Origin of the sequence: Porphyromonas macacae DSM 20710 = JCM 13914 (assembly GCF_000379945.1) — a bacterium.
Lineage (GTDB): Bacteria > Bacteroidota > Bacteroidia > Bacteroidales > Porphyromonadaceae > Porphyromonas > Porphyromonas macacae.
Genome location: NZ_KB904141.1, coordinates 1 through 19,199 on the forward strand (window position 1 = coordinate 1; position 19,199 = coordinate 19,199).

General features: G+C 42.8%; 12 protein-coding genes, 1 tRNA gene and 1 pseudogene. 6 read left to right on the forward strand and 8 right to left on the reverse strand.

Annotated elements, in window-relative coordinates:
* Positions 1 to 577: 577 nt before the first annotated feature.
* Genes A3GI_RS0106635 through A3GI_RS0106645 form a run of 3 tightly spaced genes read left to right on the forward strand, consistent with a single transcriptional unit; the run spans position 578 to position 2,867 of the window.
* Entirely contained in the window at positions 578 to 1,291 is a 714-nt protein-coding gene (locus A3GI_RS0106635; protein ID WP_018360682.1) for a hemerythrin domain-containing protein, read from the forward strand.
* A gap of 10 nt (positions 1,292 to 1,301) precedes the next feature.
* Positions 1,302 to 1,916 carry a response regulator transcription factor gene (locus A3GI_RS0106640; RefSeq protein ID WP_018360683.1) on the forward strand — a complete coding sequence of 205 codons (615 nt, stop codon included), beginning with the start codon at positions 1,302 to 1,304 and terminating at the stop codon, positions 1,914 to 1,916.
* A gap of 6 nt (positions 1,917 to 1,922) precedes the next feature.
* Positions 1,923 to 2,867, forward strand: coding sequence for an NAD(P)H-dependent flavin oxidoreductase (locus A3GI_RS0106645; RefSeq protein WP_018360684.1), 945 nt, complete (start codon positions 1,923 to 1,925; stop codon positions 2,865 to 2,867).
* Positions 2,868 to 3,067: 200 nt separating this feature from the next.
* Here A3GI_RS0106645 and A3GI_RS0106650 read toward each other — a convergent pair.
* A tRNA-Leu gene (locus A3GI_RS0106650) sits at positions 3,068 to 3,151 on the reverse strand.
* A 64-nt stretch (positions 3,152 to 3,215) separates the two neighbouring features.
* Here A3GI_RS0106650 and A3GI_RS11250 point away from each other — a divergent pair.
* Positions 3,216 to 3,905: a CPBP family intramembrane glutamic endopeptidase gene (locus A3GI_RS11250; RefSeq protein WP_018360685.1), complete on the forward strand. Its 690-nt coding sequence runs from the start codon at positions 3,216 to 3,218 to the stop codon at positions 3,903 to 3,905.
* Here A3GI_RS11250 and A3GI_RS10825 read toward each other — a convergent pair.
* The 6 genes from A3GI_RS10825 to clpB all read right to left on the reverse strand — a co-directional run bounded on the left by A3GI_RS10825 (position 3,902) and on the right by clpB (position 15,712).
* Positions 3,902 to 4,834, reverse strand: a complete 933-nt coding sequence (locus A3GI_RS10825; RefSeq protein ID WP_018360686.1) for a helix-turn-helix transcriptional regulator — start codon at positions 4,832 to 4,834, stop codon at positions 3,902 to 3,904. The two genes, A3GI_RS11250 and A3GI_RS10825, sit on opposite strands and share 4 nt — an antisense overlap.
* A gap of 80 nt (positions 4,835 to 4,914) precedes the next feature.
* Entirely contained in the window at positions 4,915 to 6,645 is a 1,731-nt protein-coding gene (locus A3GI_RS0106665) for a metallophosphoesterase family protein (protein ID WP_162151394.1), read from the reverse strand.
* Positions 6,646 to 6,861: 216 nt separating this feature from the next.
* Positions 6,862 to 9,603 carry a pyruvate, phosphate dikinase gene (gene ppdK / locus A3GI_RS0106670; RefSeq protein ID WP_018360689.1) on the reverse strand — a complete coding sequence of 914 codons (2,742 nt, stop codon included), beginning with the start codon at positions 9,601 to 9,603 and terminating at the stop codon, positions 6,862 to 6,864.
* Between the two features lie 120 nt (positions 9,604 to 9,723).
* Entirely contained in the window at positions 9,724 to 10,428 is a 705-nt protein-coding gene (locus tag A3GI_RS0106675; RefSeq protein WP_018360690.1) for a hypothetical protein, read from the reverse strand.
* Between the two features lie 33 nt (positions 10,429 to 10,461).
* Complete coding sequence (locus A3GI_RS0106680; protein ID WP_018360691.1) at positions 10,462 to 12,705, reverse strand: Ig-like domain-containing protein; 2,244 nt, start codon at positions 12,703 to 12,705, stop codon at positions 10,462 to 10,464.
* Positions 12,706 to 13,117: 412 nt separating this feature from the next.
* Positions 13,118 to 15,712 carry an ATP-dependent chaperone ClpB gene (gene clpB, locus A3GI_RS0106695; RefSeq protein WP_018360694.1) on the reverse strand — a complete coding sequence of 865 codons (2,595 nt, stop codon included), beginning with the start codon at positions 15,710 to 15,712 and terminating at the stop codon, positions 13,118 to 13,120.
* Positions 15,713 to 16,058: 346 nt separating this feature from the next.
* On the opposite strand from clpB, the gene A3GI_RS11645 reads away from it, so the two are divergent.
* Together A3GI_RS11645 and A3GI_RS0106705 are read left to right on the forward strand one after the other, a co-directional pair.
* Entirely contained in the window at positions 16,059 to 16,409 is a 351-nt protein-coding gene (locus A3GI_RS11645; protein ID WP_154647831.1) for a hypothetical protein, read from the forward strand.
* Between the two features lie 178 nt (positions 16,410 to 16,587).
* The gene (locus A3GI_RS0106705) at positions 16,588 to 18,873 is read left to right on the forward strand and encodes a TonB-dependent receptor (RefSeq protein ID WP_026215986.1); all 2,286 of its coding nucleotides are present in this window, start codon (positions 16,588 to 16,590) and stop codon (positions 18,871 to 18,873) included.
* A 110-nt stretch (positions 18,874 to 18,983) separates the two neighbouring features.
* Here A3GI_RS0106705 and A3GI_RS0106710 read toward each other — a convergent pair.
* Positions 18,984 to 19,199: pseudogene (locus A3GI_RS0106710) on the reverse strand (IS4 family transposase); the annotation flags it as partial.

Here is a 19,199-nt window from a genome sequence, read left to right on the forward strand (position 1 = left end):
CTAAATTCAGCGAATCTACAATGCTGTTGACCAGGCGCACAGGGTCATTGGCATCAATATCTTGACCAAGTTCTGCAGGAAATAGCAGGATGGGGTCGGATATGTAAGGACGAAAGTGTAACTTTGTATTCATTAAGTAATTGATATTTGCTAAGTTACTCAAACTTAGTGAACGAACGAAGCCCTAGCTTGTGAAAGTTGGGGCTTTGTCGTTGGATGAGGAATAAAAAAAGGAGGCTGCCCCAAAAATGAATTTTGACACAGCCCCCCGTGATGCTCCAAGCCGATTCATCTCGAACAGACTAAGAAATTCAATAAATCACTTAAACGGTTATTCAATAAATAGTCATTGTCTTTGGCTTAGGTATGAACTATTATTACATTGACAAAGGTATCGCAGCACAATACATCAAGCAATACCTAAAATATAGTAATCTGCCACAAAAGCATACCTATTAATTGCATTGTGTTAGGGAAAATGCCAATCTCACACAATAAGACGTTGTAACACAACTTATAATAAAGTATTTTTGTTTTGAACTAAAAGCAAATATGTTAAGAAAAAACGATATATAAAATGAATGAATCAACTATCCTTTCCAAACCGTTTACCGCATCCTCTAAAATGAGCGATATTATATCGGCGAATTACTCTCTCTTACTGGTAATGACCCGTTTTGACATTCCTCTTGGTTTTGGAGAAAAAAATGTAGGTGAAATTTGCCGGGATCATAAAGTAGACGAACGTACTCTACTTTGCATTTTTAATGTTTTAAGTAAAAGAACAGAAACCCCCAAGGGCATAGAGCTGGATACGATTTCCCTGGATTCGCTGATAAAATATCTAAAGAATTCGCATACTTATTTTTTGGATTATAAACTGCCTTCGATTCGCGAACAATTAATCAACGCCATTGCAGGTTGCCCGCAAGAAGTCACTTTTGTAATCCGGAAATTCTTTGATGAATACGTTGAAGAGGTGAACAAACACATGAGTTATGAAGACAAAAACGTATTCCCTTATGCGTGGAAACTAAAGAACGGCATTGCAGATCCGCACTATCGTATTTCAATTTTCAAAAAAAGACACGATCAGATTGAAATGAAAATAACGGAACTGAAAAATATTCTGATCAAATACTACCCTGCTCCCAGCAGCTATCATTTGACAAATGTATTGCATGAAATATTTTCAAGCGAAAAAGATCTTGCCTCCCACAATTATGTAGAAGACAATATCTTTATACCGTCAATAGAACGTTTAGAAAAACAGCTATCTGCAAAAAAATAAGACAACCTCGATGAATATGACGAAGATTATCAAAGTGACCATAGTCGAGCCCTCCGAGGTCATTCGCGTAGGGTTGGAGACTATGCTCAAACGACTGACACAATATCGGATTAGCATTGTAAACGAAAATATTGAGGATGGCGAGTTTAACGAAAAAGCCATTGAAAACGATTCGGATATCTATATTCTAAACCCCTTGCTATGCGGCTTATCTCCCCAAGACCTCAACATTCCGTCGGAAGCCAAAACATTAGCTTTGGTATCGCAATCGATATCCAATTCATTGTATAAGAAATATGATGGCGTGCTCAATGCCATGTCTCTCACCACAGGAGAACTCCAACAGCAGATAGAAACACTCTTACAGTCTCCCCAGAATGACGAAGCATCTCCGGCTGGAAACTCTGAAGGAGAAGCACTCACTCCAAGAGAAAAAGAGATCGTGATCTGTGTGGTAAAAGGTTTGACAAACAAGGAGATTGCCAAAGAGCTCTTCCTCTCCACCCACACCGTTATAACGCACAGAAGAAATATATCCAAGAAACTGCAAATCCACAGCGCCAGCGGACTCACGATTTATGCAATTGTCAATAAACTGGTCGAACTTGATGAAATAAATTCTTAAACGTAAATGGAAAATAAACTTTGTAAACTTTTGGGCATAAAATATCCGGTCATATCAGGAGGTATGGTTTGGTGCAGCGGCTGGCGTTTAGCCTCTGCCGTTAGCAATAACGGAGGTTTGGGACTTATAGGAGCAGGCTCCATGCACCCTGAAACACTACGCGAGCATATACATAAATGCAAGGATGCCACGAGCAAACCGTTCGGAGTGAACGTACCTATGCTATACCCCGAGTTAGACAAAATCATCGACATTATTATCGAAGAAAAAGTGCCTATTGTCGTTACCTCTGCCGGTAATCCCAAAACATACACACAGCGTTTTCATGATGCCGGCATCATCGTAATGCATGTGGTAAGCAGCACAAAATTTGCTTTGAAAGCACAGGAAGCAGGCGTTGATGCCGTTATAGCCGAAGGGTTTGAAGCCGGAGGGCACAATGGGAGGGATGAGACCACCTCTTTTGCTCTTATACCGGGAGTATCTCAAGCTCTGAGTATTCCGCTGGTTGCAGCCGGAGGCATGTATAACGGCCAAAGTTTGGTCGCAGCTCTGGCTTTGGGAGCAGATGGCATTCAAATAGGAACACGATTCGCTCTTTCAACCGAAAGTTCTGCAAACAACATTTTTAAGGAATTGTGCCGAAACCTGAGAGAAGGCGATACAATCCTCACACTCAAGCAACTTGCCCCCGTACGTCTTATTAAAAATAAATTCTGCAACGAAATCTTAGCCATGGAGCAACAAGGCAAGACAACAGAAGAACTACGTGCACATTTGGGTAAAGGAAGAGCGAAAAAAGGAATTTTTGAAGGAGATACGGACGAAGGGGAATTGGAAATCGGCCAGATAGCATCACTAATCGAAAAAGAAGAGACGGTAAAAGAAATCTTCGATGACATCATATCCGGTTACAACCATACGATGGAAATGCTGCCGAAAAACTTTTGATAATCTTTTTCCATCACAATCGAATATCCATATAATAAAGAAAGAGACTGCCCATAAATATGGTTAGTCTCTATTCTTTTAATATGTAGAAAGCTTTTATTGATTTCATAAAAACATGAGCTCTCACTTCTTACATCAAACCTATTTACACAAACAAAAAAAGCTAAACAGCCTTAAGAGCCATTTAGCTTTGCTTCGAGTACCCGGAGCCGGGATCGAACCGGCACAGCCTTGCAGCCATTGGTGTTTGAGACCAACGCGTCTACCAATTCCGCCATCCGGGCAACTGATAACGGATGCAAAGGTAGAATAATATTTCAAATAAACAAATAAGAAATAAACCCTCTTATGAAAAATGAAACAAGTACTGCGTTCTTCGATTTATCTTTATTGTTTTTCGGAACGATTGCAGGACTTATTCTTGCCATATTAACAGTTCCTTTTGTTGAAAAGAACGCCTATCTCTCTATTATAACCCCCACCCTGCTTATTTTTGCACTCCCGGGTTTTGTTTATTATGTTTTCGCCCGCAACAAAAAGGTTATCAAGGAAAAGAGCATCCGGCCTTTGAGTAAATCCGATATTGTTTTAGAAATTCTATTCTATTTATTTCTATTCTTTGCCGGACTGCTCATCGACTTCGGCATCTCACGGATATTGGAGTCGATGCCGTATGAATGGGCTGTTGCAGAAACAAAAAAAGCTGAAGAAACAGGATTTTTTATCCGTGAAATAATGAGCGATACGTCCGGATGGTGGTATGGGATCATTGCTTTTGCCGTGATTCCGGCTATATCGGAAGAGTTGTATTTCAGATACGGTATTATCAATGTAATCGATAAATTCATTCACAATAAAACTGCAACGATATGGTCGGTTGCAGTTTTATTCAGTCTCATACATTTCTCCGCAATAGGTTTTGCCAGCCGGCTTACCCTGGGCGTAATATTCGGTTATCTTTATTATCGTACAGGCTCTATCAAATGGCCTGTATTTCTACACTTCTCAAATAATTTTTTCGCATTATTGCTAATCTAATCTGCTTCTTCGATATTGAGTTTCTGTCTGATTTTCAGCGGTGTTGTACCGAAAGCCTTGCGACAAAATACACAGAGATAACTGATAGACGAAAAATAATAACGGTCTGCTATCTGTTGCAAAGTAAGATCGCCATCGGCCAGATCACGATAGATAAATCGTGCCTTCTGTTCGTGCATCCACTTCAGAGGAGAAACACCGAACTCCTCAAGAAAAAGGCGTTTGACCGTACTTATGGAAAGCTTCATCATCGCAGCCAGTTCTTCCACTGTGCGACAATCCAAATGATGACGAAATACAAATGCTCTAAAACCTAAATTATGGCAGTGGTACGAGGCTAAAAACTCATCCCGTTTCTTCACCGGAATAGAAATACGCAGGATATAAAACAATTCCCTGAGTTTAATTTCAAATACCGGCATGGCATTAGGGTTACGCTCTATATAATAGAGCATCTGTTTTAGCCAAAGATCAATACCCTCATTCAAATACAAAGAAGTAATTTTATCCTCGGATTTCTTTCTTGCAGATCTGGCATACTGCCTGTTTGCCGTCTCCATCGATCTGGGACAGCTACCCATACATAAGTTGATACTGGGCCTGAACTTTATGGTTAAAAAGGTAACTGGGCAATCCCGTGCCGTAAACTTAAACAGCTTACCCATAGGCAACAAAAGCATCTGATTCTCTTCGATACACAAGGCCTCATTCTCAAAAGCAGAAAATTCGCCTTTACCATTGAGAATGAAAATCAAACAATAAAAATAATCTATATCAAATACAAAAGAAGAGTTGGCTGCTATGGTTCCGATTTCCGGAGGCGAATGTAACGAATTAGCAACCTGATGAGCAGGGTACCACTCTGCAAACAACAAATCTGCATCAATATCGATAGGCGATATTTCAGTTTCTATCTCTCTTTTTACCATATATATACAATAATGTAATAAAAATGTAATAAAGATATAATATTTGATTTAAATATACTTTGCCCTAAAATAAAAACCGATCATATTTTTATCCTGCCGTTACAATCATCGACCCTCGTATCTTCCGTATGTCGTAGATCTTTGAGAAAGAGCTCTAAAATAGAAGAAAGTCTTCGGTAAGCTCCCATACTCTCCAGCATCTTGAGCGTTGTCTCTTCATCTTCCCGGAAAGAGTCCGGAGCCGCACTTTTCAGAAAGCGAACGACATGCTTATCTATTGCATTTTTTAACAGTTCGCTATCATGCAGTTGTTCATTTCCTTCATAATGAAGTAAAATCAAATCTGCCAGCAATGGTCCCAACTCCTTTTCAAACAGCAACATAAAAGATCTTAAGTCTTCGCGGCTGTACATTTCTAAAACATCACTCTCCGAATTCAAGTAACCGGCCAACTGTTCTCTTTTGGAAAAAATCATAGAAGAGAGCAGTGAAGGGAGTCCTCCGGCTATGCGTTTACGGGCATACGTTTGAAAATCTTCTCCTTTTGAGGTGTAATACCTTTCACCCGTATAGCGAATCAAATCTGTGGTATAAGCCAAATCTCCGTTCGAAAGGTTCAGGGATATGGTTCTGTAAGCGCAGGGATACGTAACCAAAGCTCCGACTTCCATATCGTAGAGTTCTTTCCCATTAAACCGAATTTTAGCAACATCGACAGCATGAAAATGCCCCGTAACAATCAACTTTATTCCGCAATCCGTCAAACATTGAATAACCTCGGCATAGTTATCGACGAGATACGGTTTCATGATACGAGCCTGATAAGGGAAGTGCTCTATGACTCCGTGGTGCATCATAGCTATTATCAACTGTCCTTTTGCCCGGGCTTTGGCAGAAACATTTTTTAACCATTTCAATGTTTCCGGCTTCAGATAGCCATCCGAATGATACCGGTCAGCCTTATCGCCACGGGACAACAAAGTATTGTCCCGGTATTTACAGGCATCCAAAGCAATGATGCACAGTTTTTCATTCGGGCTTACGGCATAACTCAATGAAACCGTATCACGACTCCATGCTTTTTGATATCCATAATCGGCATAGTGTTTCAGAAAATCATCGGGAGAAAAAGTTTCCACCTCAGTATAACCATCACCGGCATAACGCCGGGCATAAGGATTATTGATATCATGGTTCCCGGGTACCACATATATCTGCGTTCCAAGGGCTCTCAACTCATCGAACAGTTCGGCAAACCGTTCATGACTTTTGGCTGCTCCGTCTTTTGTCAAATCTCCGGAAACAAGTACAATGTCCGGCCTGCTCTGTTTCAGCGTATCTATCAAAGCCTTAGCAATATCCTCGCTTTCGGCCAGTAATTTCCGGTCCTTTTTCAGATATTCTTCAAAAGCACGACTGCCACGCTGCCCAAGTTCATGTGCCATAAGATGTACATCGGATATGGCAATGATATTCAGCGTATTCTTACCCTTCTTAAAATCATGGGGCATAACCCTGAAATGTTTGGTAATAATCTCTGAGGTACCATTCTCTTTCAGATCGATCCGGTAAAAACCGGGAGGCAATATACCGTAGTTTACCCGTACACTATCATCGAAAAACTGCGTTTCATGCTTTCTGACGGGCAAAGCCCTTGCTTCATAAAACAGTTCTATCTGCTCTTTTTTGTTACCCCGAACAGTAAAAACGACAGAATCTTCCGGAGAAAAAACATCCCTACACCTTATATTCTCATCTCCTTTCTGAGAAAAGGCCGCTCCGATACAAAGCAGAAAAAATACTATTGTCAAAATAAATCTCTTCATAAGTTAAGCCTTCGATAAATAAAATTAAATATAAAAACATAATCCCGGATATCTAAAATTTTTCCGGTATCGGTATTTATATAAAACACCCGGTCATACGAATAATTCATACAACCGGGTGTCTCTTACTTAATTTTACGAGTGGCGACTTAAATAAAAGCGTCGCCTGTAAATATCATCTTCTGAAAAAGAAATACGTTTTTATTTCTTAGCTGCATTCCTATTTTCCTCAATCTGAGCCTGAGCGGCTGCCAAACGTGCAATAGGCACACGGAAAGGAGAACAGGAAACATAGTTAAGACCCACATTGTGGCAGAACTTAACAGAGCTTGGCTCACCACCGTGCTCACCGCAGATACCGCATTTCAGATCGGGGCGGATTGAACGGCCGTTCTCCGTAGCCATACGCACCAACTTGCCGACACCCTTCTGATCCAATACCTGGAACGGGTCTACTTTGAGAATTTTCTTCTCTAAGTATATCGGCAAGAAAGAGGCAATATCATCACGGGAATATCCGAATGTCATCTGAGTAAGGTCATTCGTACCGAATGAGAAGAATTCGGCAGACGAAGCAATGCGATCGGCTGTCAGAGCCGCACGGGGAACCTCGATCATGGTACCGACTTTATAATCGATTCTTATTCCACGGTCCTTAAAGATTTCCTCCGCAGCTTCGCGAATTACGCGCTCCTGCTCTTTGAATTCATACAAAATACCGGTCAGAGGCACCATAATTTCGGGGAAGCAGGTAATACCCTCTTCTTGCAAGTCCAGACAGGCACCGATAATGGCGCGAGTCTGCATGTAAGTAATTTCAGGGTAAGTATTACCTAAGCGACAACCACGATGACCCAGCATGGGGTTATGCTCCATCAGGCTTTCGACACGCTGACGGATGGCATCGATAGAAACGCCCATCGTTTCAGCCATTTCACGCTGTCCGTTTTCATCATGAGGAACGAACTCATGCAAAGGAGGGTCGAGCAGACGAACAGTTACGGGGCATCCGGCCATGGCACGGAAAATACCACGGAAGTCTTCCTGTTGATAAGGAAGCAGCTTCTTCAAAGCCTGCAAACGTCCTTCGGCAGTTTCGGCCAAAATCATTTCACGCATAGCGCGAATCTTAGACTCCTCGAAAAACATGTGCTCCGTACGGCACAAACCAATACCCACAGCACCAAAAGAACGGGCGATCTGAGCATCATGAGGGGTATCCGCATTGGCACGAACTTTCAGTTTTGCATATTTATTGGTAAGAGACATCAATTCACGGAAGTCATCGTCCATTTCGGCAGCCTTGGTTTCCACTCTGTCGGCATAAACGTTACCGGTGGAACCATCGATAGAAATATAATCGCCTTCGTGAAGAACTACGCCATCCACCGTAAGCGTGCGTTTCTTGTAATCGACCTGAATGGCTCCGGCACCGGACACACAACATTTACCCATACCGCGAGCAACCACTGCAGCGTGGGAAGTCATACCTCCACGAGCGGTAAGGATACCTTCGGCAGAAGTCATACCGGCCAAGTCTTCAGGTGATGTTTCGATACGAACCAAAATCACGCGTTTATTATCCGCATGCCATGCAGTAGCATCTTCAGAGAAGAATACGATCTGTCCGGATGCGGCTCCCGGAGATGCAGGCAGACCTTTGGTCAGCACACGGGCATTAAGCAATGCTTTTTTATCGAATACCGGGTGAAGCAGTTCATCCAGTTTATTAGGTTCGATACGCATCAGAGCTTCTTCTTCCGTAATAATACCTTCACGCATCAGGTCCATCGCAATTTTAACCATTGCATGACCTGTACGTTTACCATTACGGGTTTGCAGGAACCACAATTTGCCCTCCTGAACGGTATACTCCATATCCTGCATATCTCTGTAATGAAGTTCCAACTTATGCTGGAGTTCATTGAGCTCTTTATAGATTTCGGGCATAGCCTCTTCCATCGAAGGATATTGCTCACGACGGACAGCTTCGGGAATACCGGCACGCTCCGCCCATCTTTGAGAACCGATCTTGGTAATTTGTTGCGGTGTACGGATACCTGCTACCACGTCTTCGCCCTGAGCATTAATCAAATACTCGCCGTTAAAAAGGTTTTCACCGTTACCGGCATCGCGAGAGAAGCAAACGCCTGTTGCCGAAGTTTCACCCATGTTACCGAATACCATGGCCTGAACGTTAACGGCAGTACCCCACTCGGCAGGAATACCCTCCATTTTACGGTACAGGATAGCACGCTCATTCATCCACGAATCGAACACGGCCATGATAGCCCCCCAAAGCTGCTCCTCGGGAGAGGTTGGGAAATCCTTGCCGGTTTCTTCCTTAACCGCTTTTTTGAATCGTCCTACCAGTTCTTTCAGATTATCTACAGATAATTCGTTATCCAGTTTTACGCCGGCTTCTTCTTTTATCTCTTCGATGATTTTTTCGAACGGATCGATATCTTCTTTGTTTACAGGCTTAAGCCCCATAACAACGTCGCCATACATCTGGATAAAACGGCGATAAGAGTCCCATGCAAAACGCTCGTTGCCACTCTTGGCAATGATACCTTGCAATACTTCGTCATTCAACCCCAGGTTCAAGATGGTATCCATCATACCCGGCATGGAAGCACGGGCTCCTGAACGAACAGACAGCAGCAGAGGATTTTTAACATCCCCGAATTTCAAGCCCATTACAGACTCTATGTATGCCAATGCTTTTTTTACTTCGGGACGAAGCAATTCAACAACCGCATCTTTTCCCTTTTCATAATATTCATTGCAAGTATCGGTGGTAATTGTAAATCCCGGAGGAACAGGCACACCAATCAGGTTCATTTCCGCAAGGTTCGCACCCTTACCTCCAAGCAAATTACGCATATCGGAACGGCCTTCTGCTTCGCCCTTTCCAAACGTATAAACGCGCTTTTTGTCCATAAATAATTTATATGATTAGAAATTCTATGAAATTTTCTCTCTTTTTAATAATAAAAGGTCGTTTCTCCAAAAGAGACACAAAGATAACTAAAAAAGCTTTACACTTAAAGCTCTTTCTACTTAGTCAACGATGTGCATATCATATAGTTTCGGTTCGATAGCATTTTGTTGGTCCAAAGGATTTTTTCCGATAAGTGCATAGTAATACCTGGCACTTAAAATCATATAAAGAGGCATCGTAACAAATATCCCCACGCCTAAAAGGAGAAAACCCAGAAGAGAAGCAACAATAGCCAAAAGAAAAAAACCTAAAATACCCGGAAAATGGCCTTTCGATATTTTCCATAAACGCTCCAAAACCTCAAAGATACCTCTCTCCGATTCGTCGAAATACACATACGGCATCAAATAAAATTTAATTGCAAGGTAAATGCCGGGGATAATCAAAAGAGCAAGCCCTACACTGACAAGAAGTGCAACAATGATAGACAACACAAAATAAGGGATATACAACCGGGGTGCCCAAAAAAACTTCTTACTCTCAGAAAAACTGAAAGAACCTCCTGCTGCCAGATGCAAAGCAATTCGACAAAAACCGGTTTGCATTACAAGACACGCAAAGAGGTAAACAGCCAAAAAAACAATTGCCATTAAAACATTGATACTCAGACTATCTATAAAAAGGGAAAGCGTGAGTAAATAAAAAACATACATCAAGGAAAGCACAAGGGCAGAAAGCACAAAAACACCAATGTAAGCCGGATTTTTCAAAAGCTGCTGCCAGCTGCGGAGAAGAGATTCCGAGAAATTAAAATTCAATTCCATGAATAAATTAATATTGTATTATTAAACAATCTTCTAAAAACGACTTCCTTCTCTTTCAAAGCCTCCGCCACCGGAGAATCCTCCGCCAAACGAACCGCCGGCTCCTTTATTATTTTGCTTCCGGTCGTCCAAAGGCCTGTTGGCTTTCTTGTTTTTTATTCGGTCGTAATACTCGATATTCTTATCTACTCTCGCCTTCTTCTCCTCCGGTTTTATTTTACGGATATCCGTGGGCTTCTGCCGGCTCAAAGGCAAGGCAAACACTTCCCACTTTTCTCCAGTTGTAAAACCCTTTTTCAAGGCAATTGTCAGCGGGCAATAATATACCGGCTCAGGCTGACGCCCTTTACGAATATCACCCGTATCCCAAACACCGTTCTTATTCTCGTCTATATATAAACGGGCATAATAATCTCCTGGTTTTACGTCTTTTATTTTCACCATAAAAGCTTTCTTGGGGGAGTCTTCTTTTTTGCTCTCCAAGGTATCCGTCACCGTTTCCGTGACCGTTTCTTCAATTTGACCAGTGACACTGTCAGAATTTCGGGAAACATCTGATTTTTCCTCATCCTTCAGAACCGGAGGCGTTTTTACCAGTTCTTTCTCCGCATGCAAAGAATCTTTTACCGATGTGGAATCTTTGGCCGTAACTTCATAAATCCCGGGAGTCAGCGTGGCGATAACCTCATCGTTTTTATTCAATAACTCAACGATTGCATTTTCCAGATTTTTACCGACAAGACTTAACTCCAGTACACTCAAATCTTTCTCGGGTGATATTTGCAAATCATACTGTGCCTCCGAAGAAAGAGTTCCGTATATATCGACAAAGGCCCCTCTCCCCAAACGAAGTTGATACGTCTTATCGTATTGCCATTCTGCCACCAGCTTATATCTGGAATAAATATTCTCCAACGGCAACAAACGATACGGAACCGTCTGGGCTAAGCTATCATTTTTGTCTGTCAAAAAAATACTGTCCCGATTGACTGTTTTTATCGGCGTATCAAAAGCCAATAAAACGGAGTCGTTAGGAGTACCTGAAAAAAGACCCTGCGTACCGCTGATTTTAACACCTACAAGATTCACAGAGTCTTTGGGCTCTTCTTTATTTTTTTTCTCCTTCGCTTTCTTTTTGCTCTTCGATACGATATAGGTAAGTGTATCGCGCTTGGTGTACACCATCCCCGCCGAATCTGTTTTTTCATAATCTATCATGAAAGAAAGAGAATCAGAACGGATCAGCCGGGGTTCGAGCAACCAATAGTCAATATCTTTTTCATGCTCGGGATTTCGGGAAATAAAAATTTCCGACTTCTTTATATCCTCTCCGGACATATTTTTCAATACCGGCATATCTTTGAGAACCGTGTTAAAACTCAAAGTCAGCCGGTTGGAATCCGCACGTGTATTTTTGAGCAAACCGGGTCTGTGAACAAACTCCTTATACATCCGCAACATAATCGTGTCGGGCATAAACCGGGTATAATCCACATGCACGAGAGAGTCTCTCTTTATCGTATCGCGCAAAGCATTCAACGAGTCTATTTTTATCGTATCTACTCTGGAGGTATCTACACAGGTTGTTTTATAGCAATGATTGTCAAACGCAACAAGCTCCTGCGGTTGACTGAAATAAAAGTTATTATCGTCGTCTGCCAAACCGTAAACCGTATAAGACGAGTCTTTGAGATTCAACAGTCTGAACTTGCCTTCCTTATTGGTACGTGTGGCATATTTGAATGGCTCCTTGAAAAAAGCGGAATCGGCCGGACAGAAATAAGCCCCCACCAACTTTCCCTGAATGGGCTCCAAAGTACGGGCATCCAGCAAAACTCCGCTAATCTGCATACTGTCCAAAACATCTCCTGTACTGAAGGCAAAAGAAAACCCCTCCAAAGGATTGCCTTCGGTATAATCCACAATACCATCGTTGAAATTAAAACTGTAAGTAGTTTCAGGCTTAAGCGTATCTTCCAGCGTAATTTCTATATGTTTGCCCACAGCCGTTATTTTCGGCTGCTTGAATTGCGGTGGCGAAATAATCAAATTCTCCTGTTGATCTTTCAGAGAAATATTTTCATCAAAAGTCAGTACGATCTTTTTCTTCTTATAGTTTACCGTGCGTTCCGGAGGATTGCTTTTGATCAGCCGGGGAGGTTGCATATCGAAAGGGCCTCCTTCCGGATTACCGATGTTGGCACATGCGCCCAAAAAGATCAGAAGCAGCATGATTAAGAGAACTGCGAATGCAGCATCCCGTTGAGTATTACGCATATAATTATATAGAATTATAAATCCATGACCTTGTTAAAGTTACAAATTTATAAAAATAGTCTTGTGCCCGGATGCAGGCAACGTTTCCGAAAGAAGAATAAACTTTTCCTTATCAAACTCGAAATTCTCTGCCTGATGGATTTTCAACCAAGTTAACTTGGATTTTTTTTCTTTGCCTGAGAAATTTTCAACCGTCAGGCAGAGAATTTTCACGAGGCTGCAAAAAAAGATTTTCCATCTCGAAAACGAAGATTCAAGCTCTGCTACAGAAACGGTTTTCCGGATACGGGAAGAGCCTCCGGATACTTCGGAAGCCCTTCTTTTTTGGAGATAAACTCCATGGCAAATTCATCGCTTGTTGCTTTGCCGTATCGGTCAGAAATATGACACCTCAAAAGGTGTGCTTTCTGTTTTAGTTATGGAATGTCAATTCCTCTCCGCCGGCTGTCGTATCGATAACAATCGGCTCGGAGGTATCCAACGTACCGCTAAGCAGTTTCTTACTAAGTTCGTTCAGAACGCTACGCTGTAATACACGTTTAACGGGTCTTGCTCCGAATTGAGGGTCATAGCCTTTTTGAGCAACATAATCCAAAGCACTGTCCGTATAAGTGAGTTTAACATTGTTTACCGCTACTAATTTAATAATGCTTTTGAATTGCAGACGCACAATCTCTCTGATTTCTTCCTGATTGAGCGGTGTAAAGACTATAATATCGTCGATACGGTTCAAAAACTCGGGTCGAATGCTTTTTTTCAGCAGTTCGAGAACCTGATTTTTAGTCGTTTCGATAACTTCTTCCCGGTTATTCTCATTCATATGCTCCGTACGTTCCCGGATAACATCCGAGCCCAGGTTGCTGGTCATGATGATAATCGTATTCTTAAAGTTCACCGTCCGGCCCTTGTTGTCTGTCAGCCGGCCATCGTCAAGTACTTGCAGTAAAACATTGAATACATCGGGGTGTGCCTTCTCTATTTCGTCAAAAAGGACCACAGAATAAGGCTTACGGCGTATGGCTTCCGTCAGTTGGCCTCCCTCATCGTACCCTACATATCCCGGAGGAGCTCCGATCAACCTTGTGGCGCTGAATTTTTCCTGATACTCGCTCATATCTATTCGAGTCATCATATTTTCGTCATCGAAGAGATATTCTGCAAGGGCTTTTGCCAGCTCTGTTTTACCCACACCCGTAGTTCCCATAAAGATAAACGAACCGATGGGGCGTTTCGGATCCTGCAGTCCGGCCCGGCTCCTTCTTATGGCATTGCTTACGGCAGAGATCGCTTCGTCCTGTCCGATGACACGTTTATGGAGCTCTTCTTCCAGATGAAGCAGTTTTTCCCGCTCACTCTGCATCATACGTGCAACGGGGATTCCCGTCCATCGTGCCACAACTTCTGCAATGTCTTCGCTATCCACTTCCTGCTTGATCATGGCATTGTCTCCCTGCATTTCGCTCAGCTGCGTTTGAAGGTTTTTTATTTCATCCTCTTTCCCTTTTATCTGACCATAACGAAGCTCTGCCACCTTTCCGTAATCGCCGGCACGCTCTGCACGCTCCGCCTCATACTTGAGCTGCTCGATATCAATCTTATTTTGCTGGATTTTATTGATCAGTTCCTGTTCGCTTTTCCATTTGCCCATCTGAGCACTTTCCTGCTCTTTCAACGAAGCTATTTCTTTGGAAAGCTGCTCTACTTTGACGTCGTCATGCTCACGCTTAATGGCCTCGCGCTCTATTTCCAACTGTTTGATCCGGCGGCTGATCTCATCCAACTCCTCCGGCAGGGAGTCGATCTCCATGCGCAGTTTTGCCGCGGCCTCATCCATCAAATCTATCGCCTTGTCGGGCAGATAGCGGTCCGAAATATACCGGGCACTTAACTTTACGGCATTGATAATAGCATCATCTTTGATACGCACCTTATGGTGGTTTTCATACTTTTCTTTCAATCCTCTCAGAATAGAAATCGAGCTCAGTTCATCCGGCTCATCTATCATAACCATCTGAAAACGTCTTTCCAGAGCTTTATCCTTTTCAAAATATTTTTGGTACTCATCCAAAGTGGTAGCTCCAATGGCTCGCAGTTCACCTCTGGCCAGCGCGGGCTTGAGTATGTTTGCCGCATCCATGGCGCCTTCGCTTTTTCCGGCTCCCACAAGCGTATGTATCTCGTCGATGAAAAGGATGATACTGCCTTCGCTACGGGTAACCTCATTGACAACAGCTTTCAATCGCTCCTCGAACTCTCCCTTGTATTTTGCTCCGGCAATCAGAGCACCCATATCCAGAGAGTAGATTTGTTTTTCCCGCAGGTTCGCAGGCACATCTCCCCGAATGATACGATAAGCCAGCCCTTCGGCTATGGCTGTTTTCCCCACACCCGGTTCACCGATCAGAATAGGATTGTTTTTGGTTCTTCTTGATAAAATCTGCAATACGCGCCGAATCTCGTCATCGCGTCCGATAACGGGATCCAACTTTCCCTGCTTTGCTCTTTCACAAAGATTGATGGCATATTTATTCAAAGCGTTATACTGCTCTTCGGCGCTTTGACTGTCTACGCGATGCCCGTGACGAAGTTCTGCGATGGCTTTACTCATCATTTGTTCCGTAGCTCCCATATCCTTCAGCAGTTGAGCAGCACTGTTCTTAGATGCCAGAATGGCCAACAGCAAATGCTCCAAAGCAACGAACTCATCTTTCATATTCATGGCCAACGACTCGGCTTTATCCAAAACCTCATTGGTTTCCCTGCTCAAATACGGCTCACCTCCCTGTACACGGGGTAATTTCTCTATCAAGGCCTGTGCACCCTCCAATACCCGGGCTTTATTCAAACCCATTTTACTGAAAAGGAAATCAGCAAGACCCTGATCGTCTTTAACAATGGCTAAAAGCAGATGCTCGGGCTCAATAGCCTGTTGCCCTGCTTTACGCGTAAGCTCCACAGCATGCTGTAAAGCCTCCTGCGATTTAATTGTAAAAATTTTCAGATTCATAGCTTTATAGTGTCTTTTTTATTTATGTTATTCTCTTTGAAATATGCTCTCTTTTTAATAACTCACTGCAAAAATCCTTCCTTTATCCATTTTTCGCCCTCTCATCTGACAGATTGTCTTTCTTTTGCCAAGAAGTCAGCGCATACCATAATAAAATATACAGCCTGAAGCCTGCCTCACAGTTCGTATTGGGTGGGTGATATTCTAATTCCCCAAAAAAGGTAGCGGCCTCAGTATAATACGGTATTTTATCCGTTTCAGCTAAAAAATTCAAGAAAAATATAATATTCGGTTTATATTTGCGAAAAATACAGAAATGATGAAACGGCACAAACACAGACATTGCATGAGGAGCATCCTTCACTATTTTGTGATGGTGGCTTTCTTTGCCTATTATGCAGGTGTAACGCTGTTTGTCCATCATCATATCGTCAATGGCATCCTTATCACTCACTCTCACCCATATAATATATTCAGGGCAGAGGGTAGCGACCACACCCATACGCAGGAGGAAATAACAACCATAGACCTTCTGATGCACTTACAGGCACTGATGCCTCTGGTAACAGCTCCCCTGTATGTTCTTTTAGGTGCCATTTCCATTCTGTTCATATCCAAAGCCATACGTCGGGGATTCGGATCCTTTACCCGGACAGACAACTTGCGGGGACCACCTCCTGCTTTTTCTTTCTGTTAATAATTCTTTCTGTTTGCGATTTTTCCGGTATATCCTGCGATATATTGCGAAGAAAATGCATCCAATATTCCGTGCAGATATTTCTTTTCGACTGCTGTTGGACGTCTACTTTCTATTCCGCACAGGTAGTACGCATGACGGTTATTATAAACATTTTATACAAACATTTAAAATAAAAATGAAAAAATACATTTTATCTTGTTGGCTTTTATTGCTTTGCTTAGTTTCAGCCAATGCACAACATACCGATGCCAATATAATGGGGCACGTTTTGGAATCCAAAACCGGAGAGCATATCTCCTTTGCAACCATCGTACTGAAAGGTACCAATCTGGGTGTTCAAACGGATGCTACGGGACATTATTTTATGAAAGATCTACCTTTGGGAAAACATACCTTAATCGCTTCTGCCGTCGGTTATGTAAATAAGGAAATTCAAGTCGAGATTATCCGTAATAAAACCCTTGAAATAAATTTTTCCCTCACAGACGACCCGATCAAACTGAATGAGGTGGTCGTTACATCCAACCGCAACGGCACATCCCGCATGAAAGCACCTACTATCGTAAATGTGCTTTCGAATGAGCTGTTTACACAGACCAATGCCAATACGTTGAGCCAGGGGCTTGTTTTCCAACCCGGCGTACGCGTGGAAACGAACTGCCAGAATTGCGGTTTCTCTCAAGTGCGAATCAACGGCCTGGAAGGCCCCTACTCCCAGATACTCATCGATAGTCGCCCTATCTTCAGTTCGTTGGCGGGTGTATACGGTCTGGAACAGATACCCACATCGATGATCGACAGAGTAGAAGTTGTCCGTGGCGGCGGATCGGCTCTCTTCGGTGCCAATGCCATCGGCGGCGTAATTAACATTATAACCAAAGAACCGAAATCGAATTCGGCAAGTGTAAGCAACAGCACGAATTTTATTTATGGCAAAACACCGGACGTACAGACTTCATTCAATGCCTCTTTGGTGGCAGACGATTACAAGAGCGGACTCACATTCTTCGGAGCCGTACGCGAACGCAAAGAGTTCGATTATGACAAGGACGGTTTTTCCGAGTTACCCAAATTGAGCCAGAAGAACGTAGGACTTCGCGGTTTCTATCGTTTCTCTCCATACTCAAAAGTAACGGCAGAATATCATAATATTTCAGAATTCCGCCGTGGAGGCGATCAGATGGATCTTCCCCCGCACCAAGTGCAGATTGCCGAGCAACTGGATCACAACATTCACTCCGGAAACATTAATTTCAACTGGCTGTCTCAAGACTACAACCATAAACTGGACCTTTATGCCTCGGCTCAGTCTGTAGACAGAAAGAGTTATTACGGAGCCGAAAAAGATGAAAAAGCCTATGGTAAAACGGATGATATCTCCGTTGCAACCGGACTTCAGTACAACTACAACTTCGACCGTCTGTTCTTTATGCCTTCTACATTTACTTCGGGAGTGGAGTATGCGTACAATCATGTAAATGATAAGGTACTGGGATATAATCGTGAGCAAGAACAGACCACAAAGACGGCCAGTGCTTTCATACAAAACGAATGGAAAAACGACCAATGGAGTATCCTGCTCGGAGCACGTATGGATAAACATAATCTGCTTAAAAATCCAGTTTTCAGCCCTCGTGTGAATCTGAGATACGGGCCTAATGAACATTTTAACTTCCGTGCAAGCTACAGCTCCGGTTTCAGGGCACCGCAAGCTTTCGACGAAGACCTCCACATCGACATAGCCGGCGGAGAGCCTATTTTCATCGAGTTGGATCCGAATTTGAAAGAAGAGCGTTCGCACAGCTTCAGTGCCTCCGGCGATTTCTACTTCAATATCGGTGACGTTCGTTTCAACATCCTCGCCGAAGGTTTCTACACCGATTTGAAAAACGTCTTCGTTCTCAACCCGAAAGGCACCGACCCCAAAGGAAAAAACATCCAAATCAAAACCAACGGCGAAGGAGCTGTAGTCAAAGGATTGAATATTGAAGGACGCATCGTACCGGGACGTAAATTCCAATTACAGTTCGGAGCCACATTACAAAGCAGCAAATACAAAGCAGACTACGAATGGAGCGAAGATAAAACCATCAAGCCTCAACGCCGGATGTTCAAGACACCCGACAGTTATGGCTATCTAACCGCTGTTTATAAACCGATAAATGCTTTGAGTCTCTCTTTATCGGGTACCTATACCGGAAATATGCTCGTTCAGCACAGAGCCGGTTATATAGAAAAAAATATGGAGGTAGAAACACCGAAATTCTTCGATATGGGTACGAAGGTGGCTTATAAATTCTACTTCGGTCCGCAATCCAATCTCGAACTGAATGCAGGTGTATTGAACATCTTCAACAGCTTCCAGAAAGATTTCGACAAAGGTGAAAAACGCGATTCGGATTATATCTACGGTCCCTCTATGCCTCGAACGGTCTATGTAGGCCTTAAGTTTGCCATCTAACGGTATAATATCATCAAAATTGAAAAATATTGCTGTCCGCTAAAAATTTTTGAAAGCAGAAAAAAGTCTTGCTCCCCCGTCAAACCGTTTCCATTAGAGTTATTTTCGTTTTAGTAAGCCCCCCAGTCGAAAAGATTCGGCTCTGGCGGGGCTTCTTCTTGCGCAAATTGCGCTATCCAATCCTGCTCAGGATGATTAAAAAGAGAGTAAAAGTCCATATAGTACATTAGCACGATACGTACCATGGTTGCAAGTCCCGAGAAACTCCACGAACGTTTCAGTCTACGTTGCATTACCATCAAAAGCAAGTTGGCAATGAGCGTTAC